Source organism: Viridibacillus sp. NPDC093762 (assembly GCF_050279675.1).
Lineage (GTDB): Bacteria > Bacillota > Bacilli > Bacillales_A > Planococcaceae > Viridibacillus.
Genome location: NZ_JBNNUK010000014.1, coordinates 29,816 through 46,906 on the forward strand (window position 1 = coordinate 29,816; position 17,091 = coordinate 46,906).

At 35.3% G+C, this 17,091-nt stretch carries 13 protein-coding genes; 3 read left to right on the plus strand and 10 right to left on the minus strand.

Translation table 11 applies throughout. The features are described 5' to 3' along the window. The first annotated feature begins 239 nt into the window (after nt 1-239). Nucleotides 240-2,273 carry a Na+/H+ antiporter gene (locus tag ACQKM9_RS15865; RefSeq protein ID WP_427735328.1) on the plus strand — a complete coding sequence of 678 codons (2,034 nt, stop codon included), beginning with the start codon at nt 240-242 and terminating at the stop codon, nt 2,271-2,273. A gap of 83 nt (nt 2,274-2,356) precedes the next feature. Here the strand turns inward: ACQKM9_RS15865 and ACQKM9_RS15870 are convergent, their stop codons facing one another. Next, the gene (locus ACQKM9_RS15870) at nt 2,357-3,436 is read right to left on the minus strand and encodes a M24 family metallopeptidase (RefSeq protein ID WP_427735330.1); all 1,080 of its coding nucleotides are present in this window, start codon (nt 3,434-3,436) and stop codon (nt 2,357-2,359) included. A 181-nt stretch (nt 3,437-3,617) separates the two neighbouring features. On the opposite strand from ACQKM9_RS15870, the gene ACQKM9_RS15875 reads away from it, so the two are divergent. Then, nucleotides 3,618-5,279, plus strand: a complete 1,662-nt coding sequence (locus ACQKM9_RS15875) for a peptide ABC transporter substrate-binding protein (RefSeq protein ID WP_427735331.1) — start codon at nt 3,618-3,620, stop codon at nt 5,277-5,279. Between the two features lie 96 nt (nt 5,280-5,375). Here the strand turns inward: ACQKM9_RS15875 and ACQKM9_RS15880 are convergent, their stop codons facing one another. The 4 genes from ACQKM9_RS15880 to opp3b are packed head-to-tail and all read right to left on the minus strand — an operon-like array spanning nt 5,376 to nt 9,705. Then, the gene (locus ACQKM9_RS15880) at nt 5,376-5,747 is read right to left on the minus strand and encodes a DUF3899 domain-containing protein (protein ID WP_427735332.1); all 372 of its coding nucleotides are present in this window, start codon (nt 5,745-5,747) and stop codon (nt 5,376-5,378) included. Further along, a complete protein-coding gene (locus ACQKM9_RS15885) occupies nt 5,747-7,732 on the minus strand; it encodes a dipeptide ABC transporter ATP-binding protein (RefSeq protein WP_427735333.1) in 1,986 nt (661 codons plus the stop codon). The genes ACQKM9_RS15880 and ACQKM9_RS15885 overlap by 1 nt, the downstream gene beginning before the upstream one ends. 12 nt (nt 7,733-7,744) lie before the next feature. Further along, a complete protein-coding gene (opp3C, locus tag ACQKM9_RS15890) occupies nt 7,745-8,779 on the minus strand; it encodes an oligopeptide ABC transporter permease (protein ID WP_427735334.1) in 1,035 nt (344 codons plus the stop codon). After that, nucleotides 8,779-9,705 carry an oligopeptide ABC transporter permease gene (gene opp3b / locus ACQKM9_RS15895; RefSeq protein WP_427735335.1) on the minus strand — a complete coding sequence of 309 codons (927 nt, stop codon included), beginning with the start codon at nt 9,703-9,705 and terminating at the stop codon, nt 8,779-8,781. The genes opp3C and opp3b overlap by 1 nt, the downstream gene beginning before the upstream one ends. 309 nt (nt 9,706-10,014) lie before the next feature. Between opp3b and rpoN the strand changes: the two genes are divergently transcribed. Further along, nucleotides 10,015-11,307: an RNA polymerase factor sigma-54 gene (gene rpoN, locus ACQKM9_RS15900; RefSeq protein ID WP_427735336.1), complete on the plus strand. Its 1,293-nt coding sequence runs from the start codon at nt 10,015-10,017 to the stop codon at nt 11,305-11,307. Nucleotides 11,308-11,428: 121 nt separating this feature from the next. On the opposite strand, the gene ACQKM9_RS15905 is transcribed toward rpoN, so the two are convergent. The 5 genes from ACQKM9_RS15905 to ACQKM9_RS15925 form a co-directional block, all read right to left on the minus strand. Next, complete coding sequence (locus ACQKM9_RS15905; protein ID WP_427735337.1) at nt 11,429-12,922, minus strand: aldehyde dehydrogenase family protein; 1,494 nt, start codon at nt 12,920-12,922, stop codon at nt 11,429-11,431. A gap of 114 nt (nt 12,923-13,036) precedes the next feature. Further along, nucleotides 13,037-13,930, minus strand: coding sequence for a 4-hydroxy-tetrahydrodipicolinate synthase (gene dapA / locus ACQKM9_RS15910; protein WP_427735338.1), 894 nt, complete (start codon nt 13,928-13,930; stop codon nt 13,037-13,039). Nucleotides 13,931-13,952: 22 nt separating this feature from the next. Further along, nucleotides 13,953-14,855 (minus strand): proline racemase family protein, encoded by a 903-nt coding sequence (locus tag ACQKM9_RS15915; protein ID WP_427735339.1) that lies wholly within the window; start codon nt 14,853-14,855, stop codon nt 13,953-13,955. After that, nucleotides 14,856-15,896, minus strand: a complete 1,041-nt coding sequence (locus tag ACQKM9_RS15920) for a proline racemase family protein (protein ID WP_427735340.1) — start codon at nt 15,894-15,896, stop codon at nt 14,856-14,858. After that, complete coding sequence (locus tag ACQKM9_RS15925) at nt 15,896-17,068, minus strand: NAD(P)/FAD-dependent oxidoreductase (RefSeq protein WP_427735387.1); 1,173 nt, start codon at nt 17,066-17,068, stop codon at nt 15,896-15,898. The genes ACQKM9_RS15920 and ACQKM9_RS15925 overlap by 1 nt, the downstream gene beginning before the upstream one ends. Nucleotides 17,069-17,091: the final 23 nt, after the last annotated feature.

Sequence of the window (17,091 nt, forward strand, 5' to 3'; positions counted from 1 at the left end):
TCTGTTTTATTTTAATTGATTGTTTGTAGTTCTAGTATAAACTTTCATTTTTGAAAGTGTCATGATATCCATCACATATTCACGTACTTATTTGCGAACGTTTACATCTTTGTCAAATTTAACGTGGTCGTTTCATAAATAGTCTTGAAAGTTTCTATTTACAGTACATTTATTTCTGAAAAAGAGTAATGAATAAATACTTACTTTTCTATCGATACTTTTTTTGAAGGGAGTTTTTTATGGATTTATTAATTACAATCCTCTTACTATTAGTGTGCCTGTTATTATCGAATGTAATTGGACATTATATTCCATTTATACCGACAGCACTAATCCAAATAACACTTGGCGTTCTACTAGCTATATTTGCTAATGACATGACGCTTCAGCTTGAATCTGAATGGTTTTTATTACTTTTTGTTGCCCCACTTTTGTATAATGATGGACGCAATTTTCCGAGAGAAGAACTATGGAGAATGCGCGCCCCTATTCTTGGAAATGCCATTATATTAGTTCTTCTAACGACACTTGGCGGTGGTTACTTTATTCATTGGCTAATTCCTGATATACCACTTGCTGCTGCATTTGCACTTGCAGCTATCTTATCACCAACAGATCCAGTAGCGGTAAATGGTATTGCAAAGCGTATCCAAATACCTGAGAAGATTTTAAATCTTGTTCGTGGTGAATCACTTATTAACGATGCTTCTGGCTTAGTTGCTTTCAAATTCGCCGTAGCAGCTGTTGTCACAGGGTATTTTTCAATTAAGGAAGCTCTTTTTGAATTTACTTATACATTTTTAGCTGGTGCTATTCTTGGCCTAATCTTAGGCATCGTAATTACACAGCTGCGCTTTACCCTTCGGAAGAAGGGCATCCATGATGTCGTTTTCCATTCACTATTACAGCTATTGACACCTTTTATTATTTACTTAATTGCTGAAGATGTTTTCCATGCATCGGGGGTTATTGCAGTTGTTGTAGGTGGTATTGTGCATGCACTTGTAAAAGATCATACGGAGACTTTAATTGCAGAAGAACAGCTAATTACAGAAAACACTTGGTCTATCGTACTGTTTATCTTAAACGGGGTCGTATTCTTGTTACTTGGATTGAATATTCCGTTGTCTATGACAGAAACATTAGAGAATCCATCTATGAATAACTGGAAAATCATCGGTTACTCTATTGCCATTGGCTTTGTTATTTTAGGCATTCGTTTCATTTGGTCATACGCTTTTTCCAACTATGAATATAAAAAAGACGCAATTCAAGAAATTGAAAAGCCTAGTCTGAAAACAAGTTTACTAACAAGCTTAACAGGCGTGCGTGGTGCTGTTACAATGGCAGGGGTCTTATCCCTTCCTTTACTAGTAGATAACGGTGATTTGTTTCCAGAACGCTCCTTGATTTTATTTTTAGCATCAAGTGTTATTTTATTTACATTGCTGATGGCTACAATTTTCTTACCTCTTTTAATTGATGTAGAAGAAGTTTTAGAAATACGTGAAGGAAAACTCACTTTTAATGAGGCAAAGAAACGCTTGCTGATTGCTTCAATTCGTAAAATCAATACAGTGATGACTGAAGAAAACCAAACTGTCGCTTTTGAATTAATAGACGAATATAAATTAATGTTTAATCAAATCGATATAGAGCTCAATGCAGAGAAGTTAGCTTCTAAAGAACGCAAGCAACAGATAAAGAGCCTGCGTTTACTAGGCTTAAAAGCAGAAAAGGAGTATATAGAAAAGACTCAAAAAGAACAAAACTTAGACCCTGATATTTACTCTGCCTGCCAAGCTGCTTTTAAAGAACGTGAAAAAAGTATTAGTAATCCAAATCGTCCTAAAGTAATCGCCATCCTCTATAGAATATTACTTCACTGGCGAACTACTCGAAAAAGATATAGTTTAAATAAAGATAAACGCAATGAATATTTCCGCCAAAAGAAAGAGTTACGTATGCATGCTTTAGGTGCAGGTATTAATGCTTTAGAACAACATGCTGAATTGGAAGAAAATCCTGATCTTGCAAATTCAATTATTTACGAATATCGCAAAATCATGGATAGGATGAAACAATCCGTCATTCAAAATTCCGAACACCGAGATGAAATAAAAGAAGAATTACGGGCTCTTTTAATCGAAACTGAACGTATGGAAATTCAAAAAATGTACGAAGCTGGTGAAATTGAACGAGCAGAAGAAAAAGAGCTGCGAAGATTTGTAAATTATATTGAGAGCATTTCATTGTATGAAGTGATCGAATAACATAATAGAAAATCATAAAAGAAAGAACGACTGACAATATCAGTCGTTCTTTTTTGTACTGTATAGATCTTTTGACAACTGTCTTACTTTATAGACATAGATAAAATGATTAACTCTTTTGGAGAAGAAGTCAAAATTTCTATTCCATCCTTTTTAATTAAAACATCATCTTCAATACGAACTCCACCTATATTAGGTAAATAAATACCAGGTTCAACAGTCAACACCATTCCTTCTTGTAATACATCTTCCGAAACTGTAGACATGAAAATGTCCTCATGAATATCTAACCCTATCCCATGTCCAGAACCATGCCCATATTGTTTTCCGAATCCTTTTTCTTCTATATATTGTCTAGTCAAAGCATCAGCTTCTTTGCCAGTAATGCCTGCCTTCATATGAGCCAGTGCATTTTCTAGTGCGCCATGAACAATATTATAGATTTCTTTCATTTCTATTGTTGGTTGTCCAATAGCAATTGTGCGTGTCATGTCTGAACGATAGCCATCATAGTACGCCCCAAAATCAAGCGTTATGATATCCCCTTCTTCTATTAACTTATTACTAGCGACACCATGTGGTAATGCTGATCGATGCCCTGAAGCTATAATCATATCAAAAGCAGACGAAGTAGCTCCTTTTTTTCGCATGTAAAACTCTAGTTCGTTGGCAATATCAATCTCTGATATGCCTGGTTTTATATAATCCAATATATGTGTAAATGCCGCATCTGAAATACTTGTCGCTATTTTAATCTTTTCAATTTCTTCAGGCAATTTAATCATACGTAATTTTTCAACTGCACCTGTAACGGGTACAAGCTCTGCTTGAATATGCTTAGCAAACAATGCATGTGAGTAATACGTAATATTTTTTTCCTCAAATCCAACTCTGCTAATATTTTCTTCCTGTAATGTATTAGAAATTACTTCATACATAACAGCGCGGTCAATTTCTTGCACAGTAAAGTCCGTTGTTTGATCTTGTGCTTGTTGAACATAGCGGAAATCTACAAATAAAAATGCTTTGTTTTTTGTTACCAACACAGTTCCTGCACTCCCTGTAAACCCTGTTAAGTAACGTCGATTTTGATCATTTGTCACAATTAAACTTTCCAACCCTTGCTCTTCTAATACGGCTCTTAGCTTTTCTAATTTCCCCATTTTTAACCCTCCAATAATTTAATATTTAACATGTTGCAAGTATTATGCCAGTCTTCCACTAAATTCGTGCCTAATTAAAAATATAGGCACGAATATTGCATACTATTACTACGACTCACATTCAGAAGGAAGATAAGATTCCTTTCGTTTGTTGAGATTTTAAAATAGGGGGGCTTATTTTATGAAGAAGAAATTATTGTTTTCTTTCATGTTATTATTTTCTTTTATGATTATATTAACAGGCTGCTACGGTAAGGATGAGACTACTAAAGGGGATGGTGAAAAGGCTAGTGATCCTAACAGTTCAACTACTGAACAAGTATTAAATCTATCTGCGTCAGGGGATTTAACAACGATGAGTTCTCTCGGTAGCTTAGATTCGCTAGCAGTAACTGCTATGAACTCTGTTTATGAAGGCTTGTATCGCATTGGGCCTGAAAACGAAGCAGTTCCAGGTATCGCTGAGTCATATGAGATATCCGAAGACGGTAAGACTTATACTTTCAAACTTCGAAAAGATGCTGTTTGGAGTAATGATGCTCCAGTAACTGCACACGACTTTATTTACGCTTGGTCGAAGGCTATTAATCCCGAAACACAAGCTGTCTATTCTTACCTAATGCTAGACATTAAAAATGCTGTGAAAATTCAAGATAAAAACGACCCGCTGTATGGTAAAATTGATCAGCTTGGAATTAAAGCAGTAGATGACTATACTTTAGAAATCGAACTAGAAAGACCAATTCCATATTTCTTAAGCTTAACAACTTACGCACCATTCTTCCCTCAAAACGAGGAATTTACGGAAGCACAAGGTGACCAGTATGCACTTGAAACTGACAAAATGATATACAATGGTCCCTTTGTATTGGAATCATGGAAACAAGGTCAAGGTTGGACATTTAAAAAGAATGAAAAATATTGGGATAAAGATACTGTAAAACTAACTACAATTAACCAAAAAATCGTTAAGGATACGGCAACTGCTATGAACCTATACGAGGCAAATGAAATTGATACAGCTACTTTATCAAGTGAATTTGTTGATCAACACAAAGATAGCCCAGAATTCTCAACTTTCTTAAAACCTAACACATACTTTTTACGTATTAATCACAAAAATAAATATCTATCTAATCAAAATATCCGTAAAGCTATCGATATGGGTTGGGATAAAGAAGCTATGGCAAATGTCATTATGAAAAACGGTTCTATAGCTGCCTATTTCCTAGTACCAAAAGGTTTATCTTCAGGCCCTGATGGTAAAGACTTCCGTGACGGCAATGGTGATATGAACAAAACTGATATTAAAAAGGCTCAAGAATATTGGGCGAAAGGCTTAAAAGAATTAGGTACTGACAAAGTGACTCTAGAATTACTAAGTTACGATACTGCACAAACTAAAAGCGCAGTCGAATACATTAAAAATCAACTTGAAAAAAACTTAAAAGGTATTGAACTAACTATTAATATGCAACCTAACAAACAAAAATTAGCTTTAGAAGCTAAAGTCGATTTTGACTTAGACTTTGGGGGCTGGGGACCTGACTACCAAGATCCTATGACGTATATCGATTTATTTGAGACAGGTGCACCATACAATCAATCTAACTACAGTAATAGTAGCGTTGATAAACTAATCAAAGAAGCGAAAGTAACTGTCGACACTAAAAAACGTTGGGAATTAATGCAACAAGCTGAGAAGTTAATGCTAGATGATGTCGCATTCGCACCAACTTACCAAATAGGTATTAGCCGCTTGACGAAACCTTATGTAAAAAACCTTTATGAGCATCCATTCTCTGCAGATATAAGTTATAAATGGGCCTACATCGAAAAATAGAGAGTGATTAACTAACGAAGCCATTTCGCATAGAGAATACAATCATAATAGGAAATACAATAAAAGAGATGTGAGCAAATTGCTCACATCTCTTTTTTAAAAATAAACAACTGAAATTAACAATACGAGTATAGATTGAATACCCCCTGCTATTAATATGGGATACGTGTAATCACTTGAAAAAACTGAAGTATATTCAACACCTCCGTCAATTGCTGTAGCATACTCTCCTAATCTAGTTGTTCGACTAAAAAATCGTTTAAAACTATAAGTAATACCATTGAAGAATCCCCCTTGAAGAACAAAAAACCCTCCACCGATTATTAACAATATAGATGCTATGATAAACAAATTGTTTAATATACTCAGAAATACATTTGTTTGTCCAAAGACATAGATAAATACGACTGATAAAACAATAGAAATCAACATACAAATTACAATTCTATAAACATCTTTAAAAGACATTAATGAACCACCACCTCAACATTTTTGTTATACTCTTCATATTCTTGTTCGGTGCACATCACAAAATGCCCTTCTCTAACTTCTCTTAGCATCTCATTATCTCGATTTCTACCTTCATGAGATTTATCATCAAAGATGATTCGTTTACGCTTTCTTTCTAACGATGGATCTGGCAGTGGTAATGCCGATAGTAATGATTTTGTATAGGGATGTATTGGATTTTCATATAATTCTTCACTTCTAGCCATCTCTACAATTTTCCCTCTATACATTACGCCAATTCGATCACTAATATATTTCACCATTGATAAATCGTGAGCAATAAACAAATAAGTTAGACCTTTTTCTTTTTGTAACTTCTTTAGCAGATTTACTATTTGCGCTTGAATTGAAACATCTAGTGCAGAAATTGGTTCATCCGCAATGATAAAGTCTGGTTCCACCGCTAGAGCTCTTGCAATACCAATACGTTGGCGCTGACCACCACTAAATTCATGAGGGTAGCGATTAGCATGCTCTTTATTTAGGCCGACAGTTTCAAGTAATTCATGTACTTTTTCTTGGCGCTGCCCTAAATTTAGCTGATGAATATCAAGCCCTTCTGCAATTATGTCACCGACTTTCATCCTCGGATTGAGAGAAGAATAAGGATCCTGGAAAATCATTTGAACTTTACGATTAAACTCCAGTAACTCCTCCTTAGACTTCACTTTTCTAATATCCTTACCATCTATTATTACTTCTCCCTCTGTCATATCATTTAGTTTAATGAGAGAGCGACCTGTCGTTGATTTTCCGCAGCCTGACTCACCTACTAAACCAAAAATTTCGCCCTTATATATATTAAAACTGATATCATCGACTGCTTTTACAGTATTATGCTTATCCAATTTAAAATACTGCTTTAATCCTTTAACTAAAATCAGATTTTCCTTTGTAATACGATCCTTTTCCAGTACATGATTACTAGGGATTGTATCTACAGATTTATTTTCCAATGGCTCTGTTTTTGGTGCAAGTTCATGCAATAGCCATGTCGCAGCAAAATGCGTATCTGATATCTGAAATAGAGGAGGTTCTTCTATAAAATCTATTTTCAACGCCTGCTTATTGCGCTCTGCAAATGCATCACCTTGAGGTAGATTTAGTAAATCTGGCGGAGAGCCTGGGATTGAATAGAGTTCATCTGACATCATATTTGGTCTAGGCATGGCCGCCAGTAATCCCTTCGTATACGGATGTGTTGTTTTATAAAAAACCTCATCTACTAAGCCAATTTCAATAATCTTTCCTGCATACATAACTGCAACACGATCAGCCATTTTTGCTACAACACCCAAATCATGTGTGATAAATACAATAGATAAACCCATTTGCTGTTGTATATGTTTTAAAAGTTCCAGTATTTGCGCTTGAATTGAAACATCTAATGCGGTTGTCGGTTCATCCGCAATAATAATCTTAGGTTCACATGCTAACGCCATTGCAATGACAATACGTTGTCGCATCCCTCCAGAAAATTGATGTGGATATTGCTTTAAACGAATTTCAGCATCTTTTATTCCGACCATTTGAAGGAGCTCAATTACTCGCTCTTTAACCTTGGAACCGCCCATATTAGTATGTTTTCGGATACTCTCCGCAATCTGTTTTCCAATCGTCATCGTTGGATTTAATGCAGTCATCGGATCTTGAAAAATCATTGCAATATCTGCGCCACGTATTTTACGCATTTCTTGCTCAGTAATATTCAAGATATTTTTTCCTTCAAACAGGATTTCACCGTTCTTTACCCTAGTAGAATCAGGGGGATTTAATCGCACCAAACTTTTTGATGTTACAGATTTCCCCGAACCTGATTCACCTACAATCGCTAGTGTTTCACCAGCCTTCAAATCAAAAGAAACACCTCGTACAGCTTGTACTTCTCCTGCATATGTATCAAAAGATACATGAAGATTTTTCACTTGAAGTATATTATCCATGTTTCATCCCCCTTATTTTCTCATTTTAGGGTCAAACGCATCCCGTAAACCATCACCTAATAAATTAAAGCTAATCATGATTAAACTAATAATGATTGACGATACGATCATTCCATGTGGATACATGCTCAATAATTTAAAAGAATCATTCACAATGGTTCCTAAAGAGGCCACGGGCGGCTGTAATCCTAAGCCAATAAAGCTTAATAAAGCCTCTGTAAAAATAGCACCTGGAATAGTGAAAGTTGTAACCACAATAATCGGACCAAATGTATTTGGTATCAAATGTTTCCATATTAAACGCTGGTTGCTCGCGCCTAAAGTTTTAGAAGCTAATACATATTCTTGGCCTTTCAGCTTTAGTATTTGTGCTCGAACAATCCGGGCCATTCCTATCCAACCTACAATAACCATTGCTAATGTAATAGAAAGAATCCCTGGCTTTAATATTAAAATCAATAATATATTGACAATTAAACCAGGAATTCCGACTAGAACTTCAATAATACGCTGCATCAATGTATCGAGTCTTCCTCCATAAAATGACGACACTGCTCCATATGCCACACCAATAATTAAATCTATAGTCGCTGCTAAAAAAGCAATATATAACGAAATCCTAGTCCCTTGCCAAACTCTCGTCCATAAATCACGTCCCAATTCATCTGTACCAAACCAAAAGAACTCATCAACGTTTTTAGAAGTATATTGATCGACATTACGAATGTCCTTGCCATCAACTCCTAAGAATGAAATATTCTCTAGCACCGGAATCTTCGGTGGCAAATTAGTGCGGGTTAAATCTTGTTCGTCATAACCATGACTGTTCATATAAGGTCCAAATATCGCCAATAAAATGACACCTACAATAATCAGTAAACCTAAGACAGCGGCTTTATTTTTTATCAGCCTATGCCAGGCATCCTGCCAAAAGGATTGCTCAGGTCTCATGATTTGTTCTCTTTTTATTGCATCTTGATTGGATGGTTCAAATAAATCAGGTGTATACTTTTTCACTTTTAAATTTTCATCATGTTTTATTACCATTATCGGTTCCCCCCCGCTACTCTAATACGCGGATCAATAAAGCCGTATAAAATATCTACAATTAATACAACTACTACGAAAAGAACAGCATAAAAAATAGTGGTTCCCATAATCAGTTGGTAGTCATTCGTAATGATTGAATTAACAAATTGTTCGCCCAATCCTGGTATACTAAATATCTTCTCAATAACAAGTGAACCCGTAATAGTATTAACAATAAGTGGACCGATAATTGTAATAATAGGAATAAGTGCGTTTCTTATTCCATGCTTACCTATGATTTCGAAACTGGATAGCCCTTTTGATTTTGCAGTTATAATATACTCTTGTCCTAAGACTTCTAACATTTCGATACGTGTAAATCTAGCAATTGTTGCAACAACACTTACGGACAGCGCAAATGTTGGCAAAATTGAATATTCAAATCCTCCCCAAAAGGCAATTGGTAACCACTCTAGTTTGACCCCTACCCAATATTGTAAAAAACCTGCAAATACAAAAGACGGAATTGAAATACCCAATACTGCTATTAACATGGCACCATAATCCCAAAATGAGTTATGCCTTAATGCAGCTAAAATACCTAATAATAAACCTATCATCGTCCCTAATAGAATCGCTTGTATCCCTAAAACGACTGAAGCGCCAATACGTTCACTAATAATCTTCGTTACTGGACGATTATCAAAGGTAAAGGAAACACCTAAATCCCCTTGTGATAAATTTTTCAAGTAAATTACAAACTGTTCGGCTACCGGCTTATCTAATCCATACTTTTCGTATAATAATTCTTTTTGTGTAGGTGGCAATTTTTCATCATTAAAAGGTGACCCAGGTAACGTCTGCATTAATACAAACGATAATAAAATAATGATAAACAATGTAACAAACATATAACCAATCCTACTCATAATATAACGAAACATAAAATACCCCCCATCTCTCTTTAAATTGAAATTTATCATTTTCATAAATTAATATATGCAATCTTCATGCCAATTCGAGTTTCTACCAACACAACACGACATATTTTGATTTTAAATTCAAAATAATCTATCATTAGTAAATAACTACATTAACAACAATTTTATTTACTTTAAATAGAAAAATATCGAAATTTTAAATCCGAGCGAATTCTTCTATAATATATTTTCATAGCAATACTTATTTTTGAAGAAATGGAACATGTGCTACAATAATTAAATAATGGTTGAATTAGTTTAGAGGGGGATTATATGGAACTTGTAATTCAACAACGCCAGGAATTGAAAATGTTAATGACAGTTCAACTTAGACAGTCAATCGAGTTACTTCAATACTCTAATGATGATTTAGAACAATTTATCCGGCAACAAGAATTAGAGAACCCTTTAATTGAACTTCAAGAAAAAGCAGATGCTCAATACGTCGAGAAGTTACCTATGTACACTTTTTCAAATCACTCAAGAAAAGAAACTACAGATTTTACATATAAGGCTGAAATGGATTTTAGAGATTATTTATATAAATCAGTAAAACTTAATTTCAATGATGACTTCATACAAAAACAGTTAAAATACATTATTTATAATTTAGATGATCAAGGCTACTTCCAAACGGATCACATACATACCACTTCTGAAACAAAAGAAATTACTGAAGGAATACAACTATTACAACAAATCGGTCCTTCTGGTATTGGTGCCCGTACATTAGAAGAATGTCTAACCTTACAAGCTCGTGATCGATATCCTGAACACCAACAACTTACTATACTTATTAATGAACATTTAAATTTATTAGCAGAGAAAAAATGGCAAGTTATCGCCAATAAAATGCGTATTTCACTTGCAGAAATAAAAGAATGTAATGATTTGATTAAAACTTTGAATCCGAAACCCTGTGCTGTTATGAGTCATGAAACAACGGAATATTTGCGTCCAGATATTATTGTGGAAGAACATAATCATCAATTACTATTCCATTTAAATGATACCTACCTACCAAATATCCATTTAAATAGTTTTTACATGAACTTACCAGTTACAAATCGTAATGAAAAAAAATACATTAATGAGCATTATAAAAACTATAATTGGCTCATTAACAGTATCGAACAGCGTCGTAATACAATTATTAAAATCATGCAGGTACTTATAGGAAAGCAACAGGAATTTTTCCTTAAAGGTTTTTCTGCTTTACAACCACTTACTTTAAAAGAAGTAGCAGAAGCTATAGAAATGCATGAATCAACCGTAAGTCGAGCAACAACCAATAAATTTGTTCAAACACCAATTGGTACATTTGAACTTAAAAACTTATTTACATCCAAACTCGAAACAAAAGATGGCCATACGATTTCACAAGAAAAAGTAAAGACTCTTTTGCAACAGCTCATTGCTGAAGAAAATAAAATAAAACCTTATTCCGATCAAAAAATGGCAGAATATTTCAACTCCGAATATGGCATCACAATCTCTAGGAGAACTATCAATAAATACCGGGAGGAAATGAGGATTCCTTCTGCTAGTAAGCGTAAGGAGCTATAACTTCAACTACAAAATGCTCGATACCCTAAATAGGATATCGAGCATTTTCTTTAATACTAATATTGAAATGTTAATCTTATTTTTACGATGTCTTAAAGCATTTGATTTAAAAGTCGATTTGTTATGAACGTTTAATATTCACAAATACACTCTTAACCTCAGTGTAGTTTGCTAGACCATATTCTCCGCCCATTTCTCTACCAACACCGGATTTTTTATATCCTCCAAACGGCATTGTTTCCCATTCAAGACCAAAATCATTAATCCATACTGTCCCAGATTGTAAACGATTGGCGATATAATGACCTGTTTTAATATTCTCAGTCCACACACTAGCAGCTAAACCATAGTCACTATCATTTGCACGTCGAATAACCTCATCAACTGTATCAAATACAAATACAGCAAGTACTGGTCCAAAAATCTCCTCACGAGCAATGGTCATATGATCTTCAACATCAACAAAAATAGTAGGTTCTACAAAATAACCTTTATCAAATGGCTTGCCACCACCTGCAACTAATTTTGCACCTTCTGCTTTTCCTTTTTCAATATAGCCTAAAACAGTATTTTGCTGTTTTGCAGATACTAATGGGCCCATCTCTGTTGAAGGCTCTAAACCACTCCCTAGTTTTAAGTTATTAGCTCGTTTCACTAATTCCCCAACAACATAATCATGATGTTTGCGGTGAATAAATAAGCGTGAACACGCACTACAGTTTTGACCGTGGTTGTACATAATCCCATTGAAGACACCTTCAATAGCTTCTTCCAAATTAGCATCTTCTAAAATGATGCTTGGTGATTTACCACCAAGTTCTAATGTCACACCTTTAATTTGCTGTGCAGCTGTTTCCATTACTTTTTTACCCGTCGCAGTAGATCCTGTAAACGCCACTCTATCAACAAGAGGATGTGCTACAATTGCTCCCCCTGCGTCTCGCCCTGAGCCAGGAACAACATTAACAACACCATCTGGAAAGCCAGCTTCTTTAAATAATTTAGCCGCGTATAATAAAGACAATGGCGTTTCTGAAGCTGGCTTAATAACAACCGTACAACCTACTGCCAGTGCAGCTCCAAGTTTCCAAGCGGCCATCGCTAACGGGAAATTCCATGGAATTATCTGCCCTACAACACCTACTGGCTCGTGAACCGTATAAGTGACGTAATCAGGAGATACTGGAACGGTATTACCTAAACTTTTTGTTGCCCATCCTGCATAATATCTGAAATGCTGAATTGTACCATCAATATCATCGGACAAAGCCACCTCATACGGTTTACCATTATCAAGCGATTCTATCTGTGCAAGTTCCTCACGATGTTCCTCTAACAAATCTGCAAATTTGTACATAAGACGTGATCTCTCTGCTGCTTCTAATTTCGTCCATGCACCTTCGTCAAAAGCTTTGCGAGCCGCAGATACTGCTACATCAATATCTTCTAATTGAGCTTTACTTACTTGTGTAATAACCTCTTCTGTTGCCGGATCAATAACGTCAAACTTTGATCCATTAATTGATGGTACATATTCACCATTAATATATAACCCTGTAGCTTCTTTTAAAAATTCTTGTACTTTTTCTTTTAAATCATAACTAATTGTTGTCATTCTTCATGCTCCCTTCATAAGTATATTCATTGAAAACGGCCCTCTATTTAAATTATTCATCAAGAGAGGACCATTTACTTTTTTACGATAGATTCTAAAAATTTTTTGACAGAATTATTGTTGTACAGTTTCTACGCTTTTAATAAGTTCTTTTAATTGTGCATCCTCTTCCTCTGTCAATGGTAAGCGTGGCTTACGTGCCGGACCACCCGCTAATCCTTTAATCTCCATTGCTCGTTTAACGATTTGCACATACTTTCCTGAACCCTCTAGGAAGTTACATAATGGTAATAAGCGATCATATACTGACCAAGCATTATCTAAATCGCCATTTTGCACACTCTCATATAGTTCTACCGCTAATTTTGGCGCGATATTACCTGCTACTGAAATCCATCCTGTCGCTCCAACTAGAAATGATTCTAATACTAAATCATCTGCACCACAGAATGTTTTGATAAAGCCTTTACCTTGGCGTGTAATATCACGTACTTTACGGATTTCACCACTTGATTCTTTAATATGTGTAATATTCTCTACGTCACGACCGACTTGTAAAATCGTTTCTTGGCTAATATTTACGCCAGATGTGAACGGATTATTATAAATCATGATTGGTAATTTCACAGATTCTGCGACTTCTTTGAAATGCTCATAGATTTCATTTTCTTTTGGATGAGCATAGTATGAATTGATTAATAATGCTGCATCAGCACCTGCTTCTTCAGCTTGTTTTGTAAACTCAATTGCATCAGCAGTCGTTTCTGCTGCTGTACCAACAATTAAGGGTATACGACCATTTACTTGTGCAACAGCGATTTCTACAGCTTTAAATCGTTCTTCTTTTGTTAAACTAACAAATTCTCCAGTACTACCATTAATCGTTATACCACCTACATTTTGTGCAACAAAATACTCAATATTATTTTTGAATCCTTCCCAATTCACTTCACCATTGTCGAACATAGGTGTGATTAATACTGGAAAAACGCCTTCTAATTTTGTCATGTTATTTCCTCCTCAAATTTGTTTAAGCTAATATAAAACCGTTTTCTAACGGATCTTCCTGATCGAATATAAACTGATGTATACCTGTCACAAAAGCTTCTGTTGAAATAGTATAAAGCGCTTCACTTGAATCCTTTTGCACTATAAATGTACTATTAAAAATACTTGAGTTTTGTAATACTTCTTTCTGATAAACTTTTGCAATCGCAAGAGTACTATCGATACCTGGTGAGCGTAAAATATAACCATCACTCTCAAATGTTACTGAGCGTACTTGAGAAATGTCTTCAGCATCTGGCTCTATTAAAATGACACCCGTAACATTTATACCTTTTTCCACTAAGTTACGAATTTTTTCCTTGCCCCATTTACTAAGTGAAGCTAAATTCTCCAAAGTAATTTCTTGAGCTTCATTTACCTTCTCGAATAATGCATACTGTCTCTCTTCATCTATTACTATTAGAGGCGTATCCTGAGAATTCTCAACTATTAAATCACTTGAGTGACGAAGTGTTACAGCAATAACTTCACCATCATCTATTTCAGCATGTAACTCAAAAATCCCGTTCACTGTTTCAATGGTATAAAGATGTGAAGATTTTTGTTGTAGATTCCCTGTTTCTAATAGTCCTGTTAAAGTCGCAATTAAAGACTCGAATTTAAAATTACTTACTCCTTCATGAGTAAAGAATAGTAGGCTAAAATCTGCTACAACCGAAGGTAGAACGATGCATCCGTGCATACCTCGATGGCCTCTAGGTTCTTTTAGCAGCAGATTTTTAGTGTTTTCAAATTGTGATTGTAGTTTTTCGTGATTCATTTTAATGTTATTTTCTGCAAAGGTGATTGGTGATTGAATTACGATACGGTATGCTTCGCCCGCAACATGCGCATCAATCGTGCTAAACATTTTCTCAAACTTCATTTAGACACCTTCTTTCTCTGTTTCATGTTCCATAGGTGGAATAAGTAGGAACCCTTCTTTTAAAGGATCACGTTCATTATAAAAGAAGCGGTGCATGCCCATAAGCCAAGCCGAACCAGTTACTTCAGTAATCACTGCATCTAATTGTTTAACTTTCGTTTTTTCTAATACTCTCGCTTTAAATAGAGTCCCCACAATACTTTCATGTACAAAGAGCTCATCTATGCCAATTTCACCTTTACTAAACAATGTAGCCAGTTTTGCAGAAGTCCCTGTTCCACAAGGTGAACGATCAATTCCCCCTGGAGGAACAATTACTGTATTTTTCACATCTGCCGTTGGATGAACCGGATCTGTAAAAAATTCAATATGTGTTAGACCACGAATAAACGGAAATTCAGGATGCACAATTTCTTCACGCTCATTTATAGCGTTACGAATTTGAATACCTTTGTCGATAATGGTAGATGCATTGTTTTCAACTAATGGTAGATCCAATGATCGAGCATCTATAATTCCATAAAAATTCCCACCATAAGCAATGTCACATTTCACTTCCCCAATATCCGCCACATCAATTTCAATAGACTTCAATAAAAATGCTGGAACATTAGCAAAAGTTACTTCTTTTGCTATGCCTTTTTCTACCATCACTTGTACATCTACTAATCCTGCAGGTGTATCTACTTTAATATTTGTATACGGTTCTACAACCGGCACCATTCCCGTTTCAATCAATGCTGTACACAGACCAATTGTATCGTGTCCACACATTGGTAAATAACCGCCTGTTTCTACATAAATTACGCCAACATCTGCATCTGGATGACAAGGATCTGTAATAAAAGCACCGGACATCACATCGTGTCCACGGGGTTCATTCATCAAAAATTTTCTAATCCAATCATAGTTTTGTTGCATGTAGAGCATTTTTTCAGACATAGTTTTACCTTTTAAAGGTGGTAACCCACTAACTAATGTTCGTGTTGGATTCCCTCCTGTATGAGTATCAACGGTTGTAAATAATCTTTGCAGATTCATTAGGTCAACATCCTTTCCCTAAAACGTTGTAATCTTAAAGGTTCAATTGGAACAGAAGTAACTTTTTCAGTAAGCATTTCTTCAATTAATTTTCCAGTCACAGCTGCTAAACTAATACCATCACCCTCATGTCCTGCTGCAATATAAAATCCAGGAATATGTTCAACTTCAGAAATTATAGGTAAATGATCCTCTGTCCATGGGCGTAATCCTGCATAAGTTCGAATTACTGTCATATCAGCCATTTTAGGATAAAAACGAACTGCCCTCTTTGCTATATACTTCGTTACTTCATGGTCTACTCTTGTATCAAATCCAGCAAATTGACGGCTACTACCAATTAAAAAATTTTGACTCTCTGTTGGTTCAAAAACTAAAGCAACACCATATTGTTCAGTCGCTTTATCCACCTGTCTTTCTCCACCGAATTTCGATATTAAATAACCAAATTCCATCACTTTACGCAGACCAACCGGCTCTTGACGAGATGCCACAATAAGCTGACCTTTCCTTGGTAAAATGGGGATATGTAAATCTAACATTTCACCAATTTTTGGAGCCCAAACTCCGCATGCATTAACTACTTTATTTGCTGAAAAGATGCCATTAGACGTTTCGATTGTAAAGTGACCATCAGGATCTTTCTTTATATGCTTTACTTCAATATTTTTATGAATTCTTGTACCTTGCTTTTCTGCACTATGGAACATAGAAAACGTCAGCATATATGGGTTTACAGTTGAGTCAGTTGCACACTCTAGCCCCCCATATAAATCATCTGCAAAATACTTTGATTCGTTACGTAAATCTTGTCGATCTAACATTTTGAAATCTAGACCAGCTTCTTGTTGCCTTTTCACCCATTGATTTGCTGCTTCCATTTCAGCATCATTTTCACAAACTAAAATACTACCAGGATTCCTATATTCAAAAGGTATTTCTAATTCATTACTCAATTTATGAACAAGTTCCTGGCTTTTTAAAGACATTTGGCTATCAAAACCCGGATCTTTATCTATTGCTAAAATGTTGCCGTCGCATCTTGAAGATGTTCCACTAGCCAGTTCATTTTTTTCAAGTACTGTTATATCTAGACCTGCTTTAGAGCCATAATACGCGATTGCTGCACCAATGATCCCCCCACCTATCACAACAATATCTCTATGTTGTATAGCACTCACTATGTCTCCTCCTT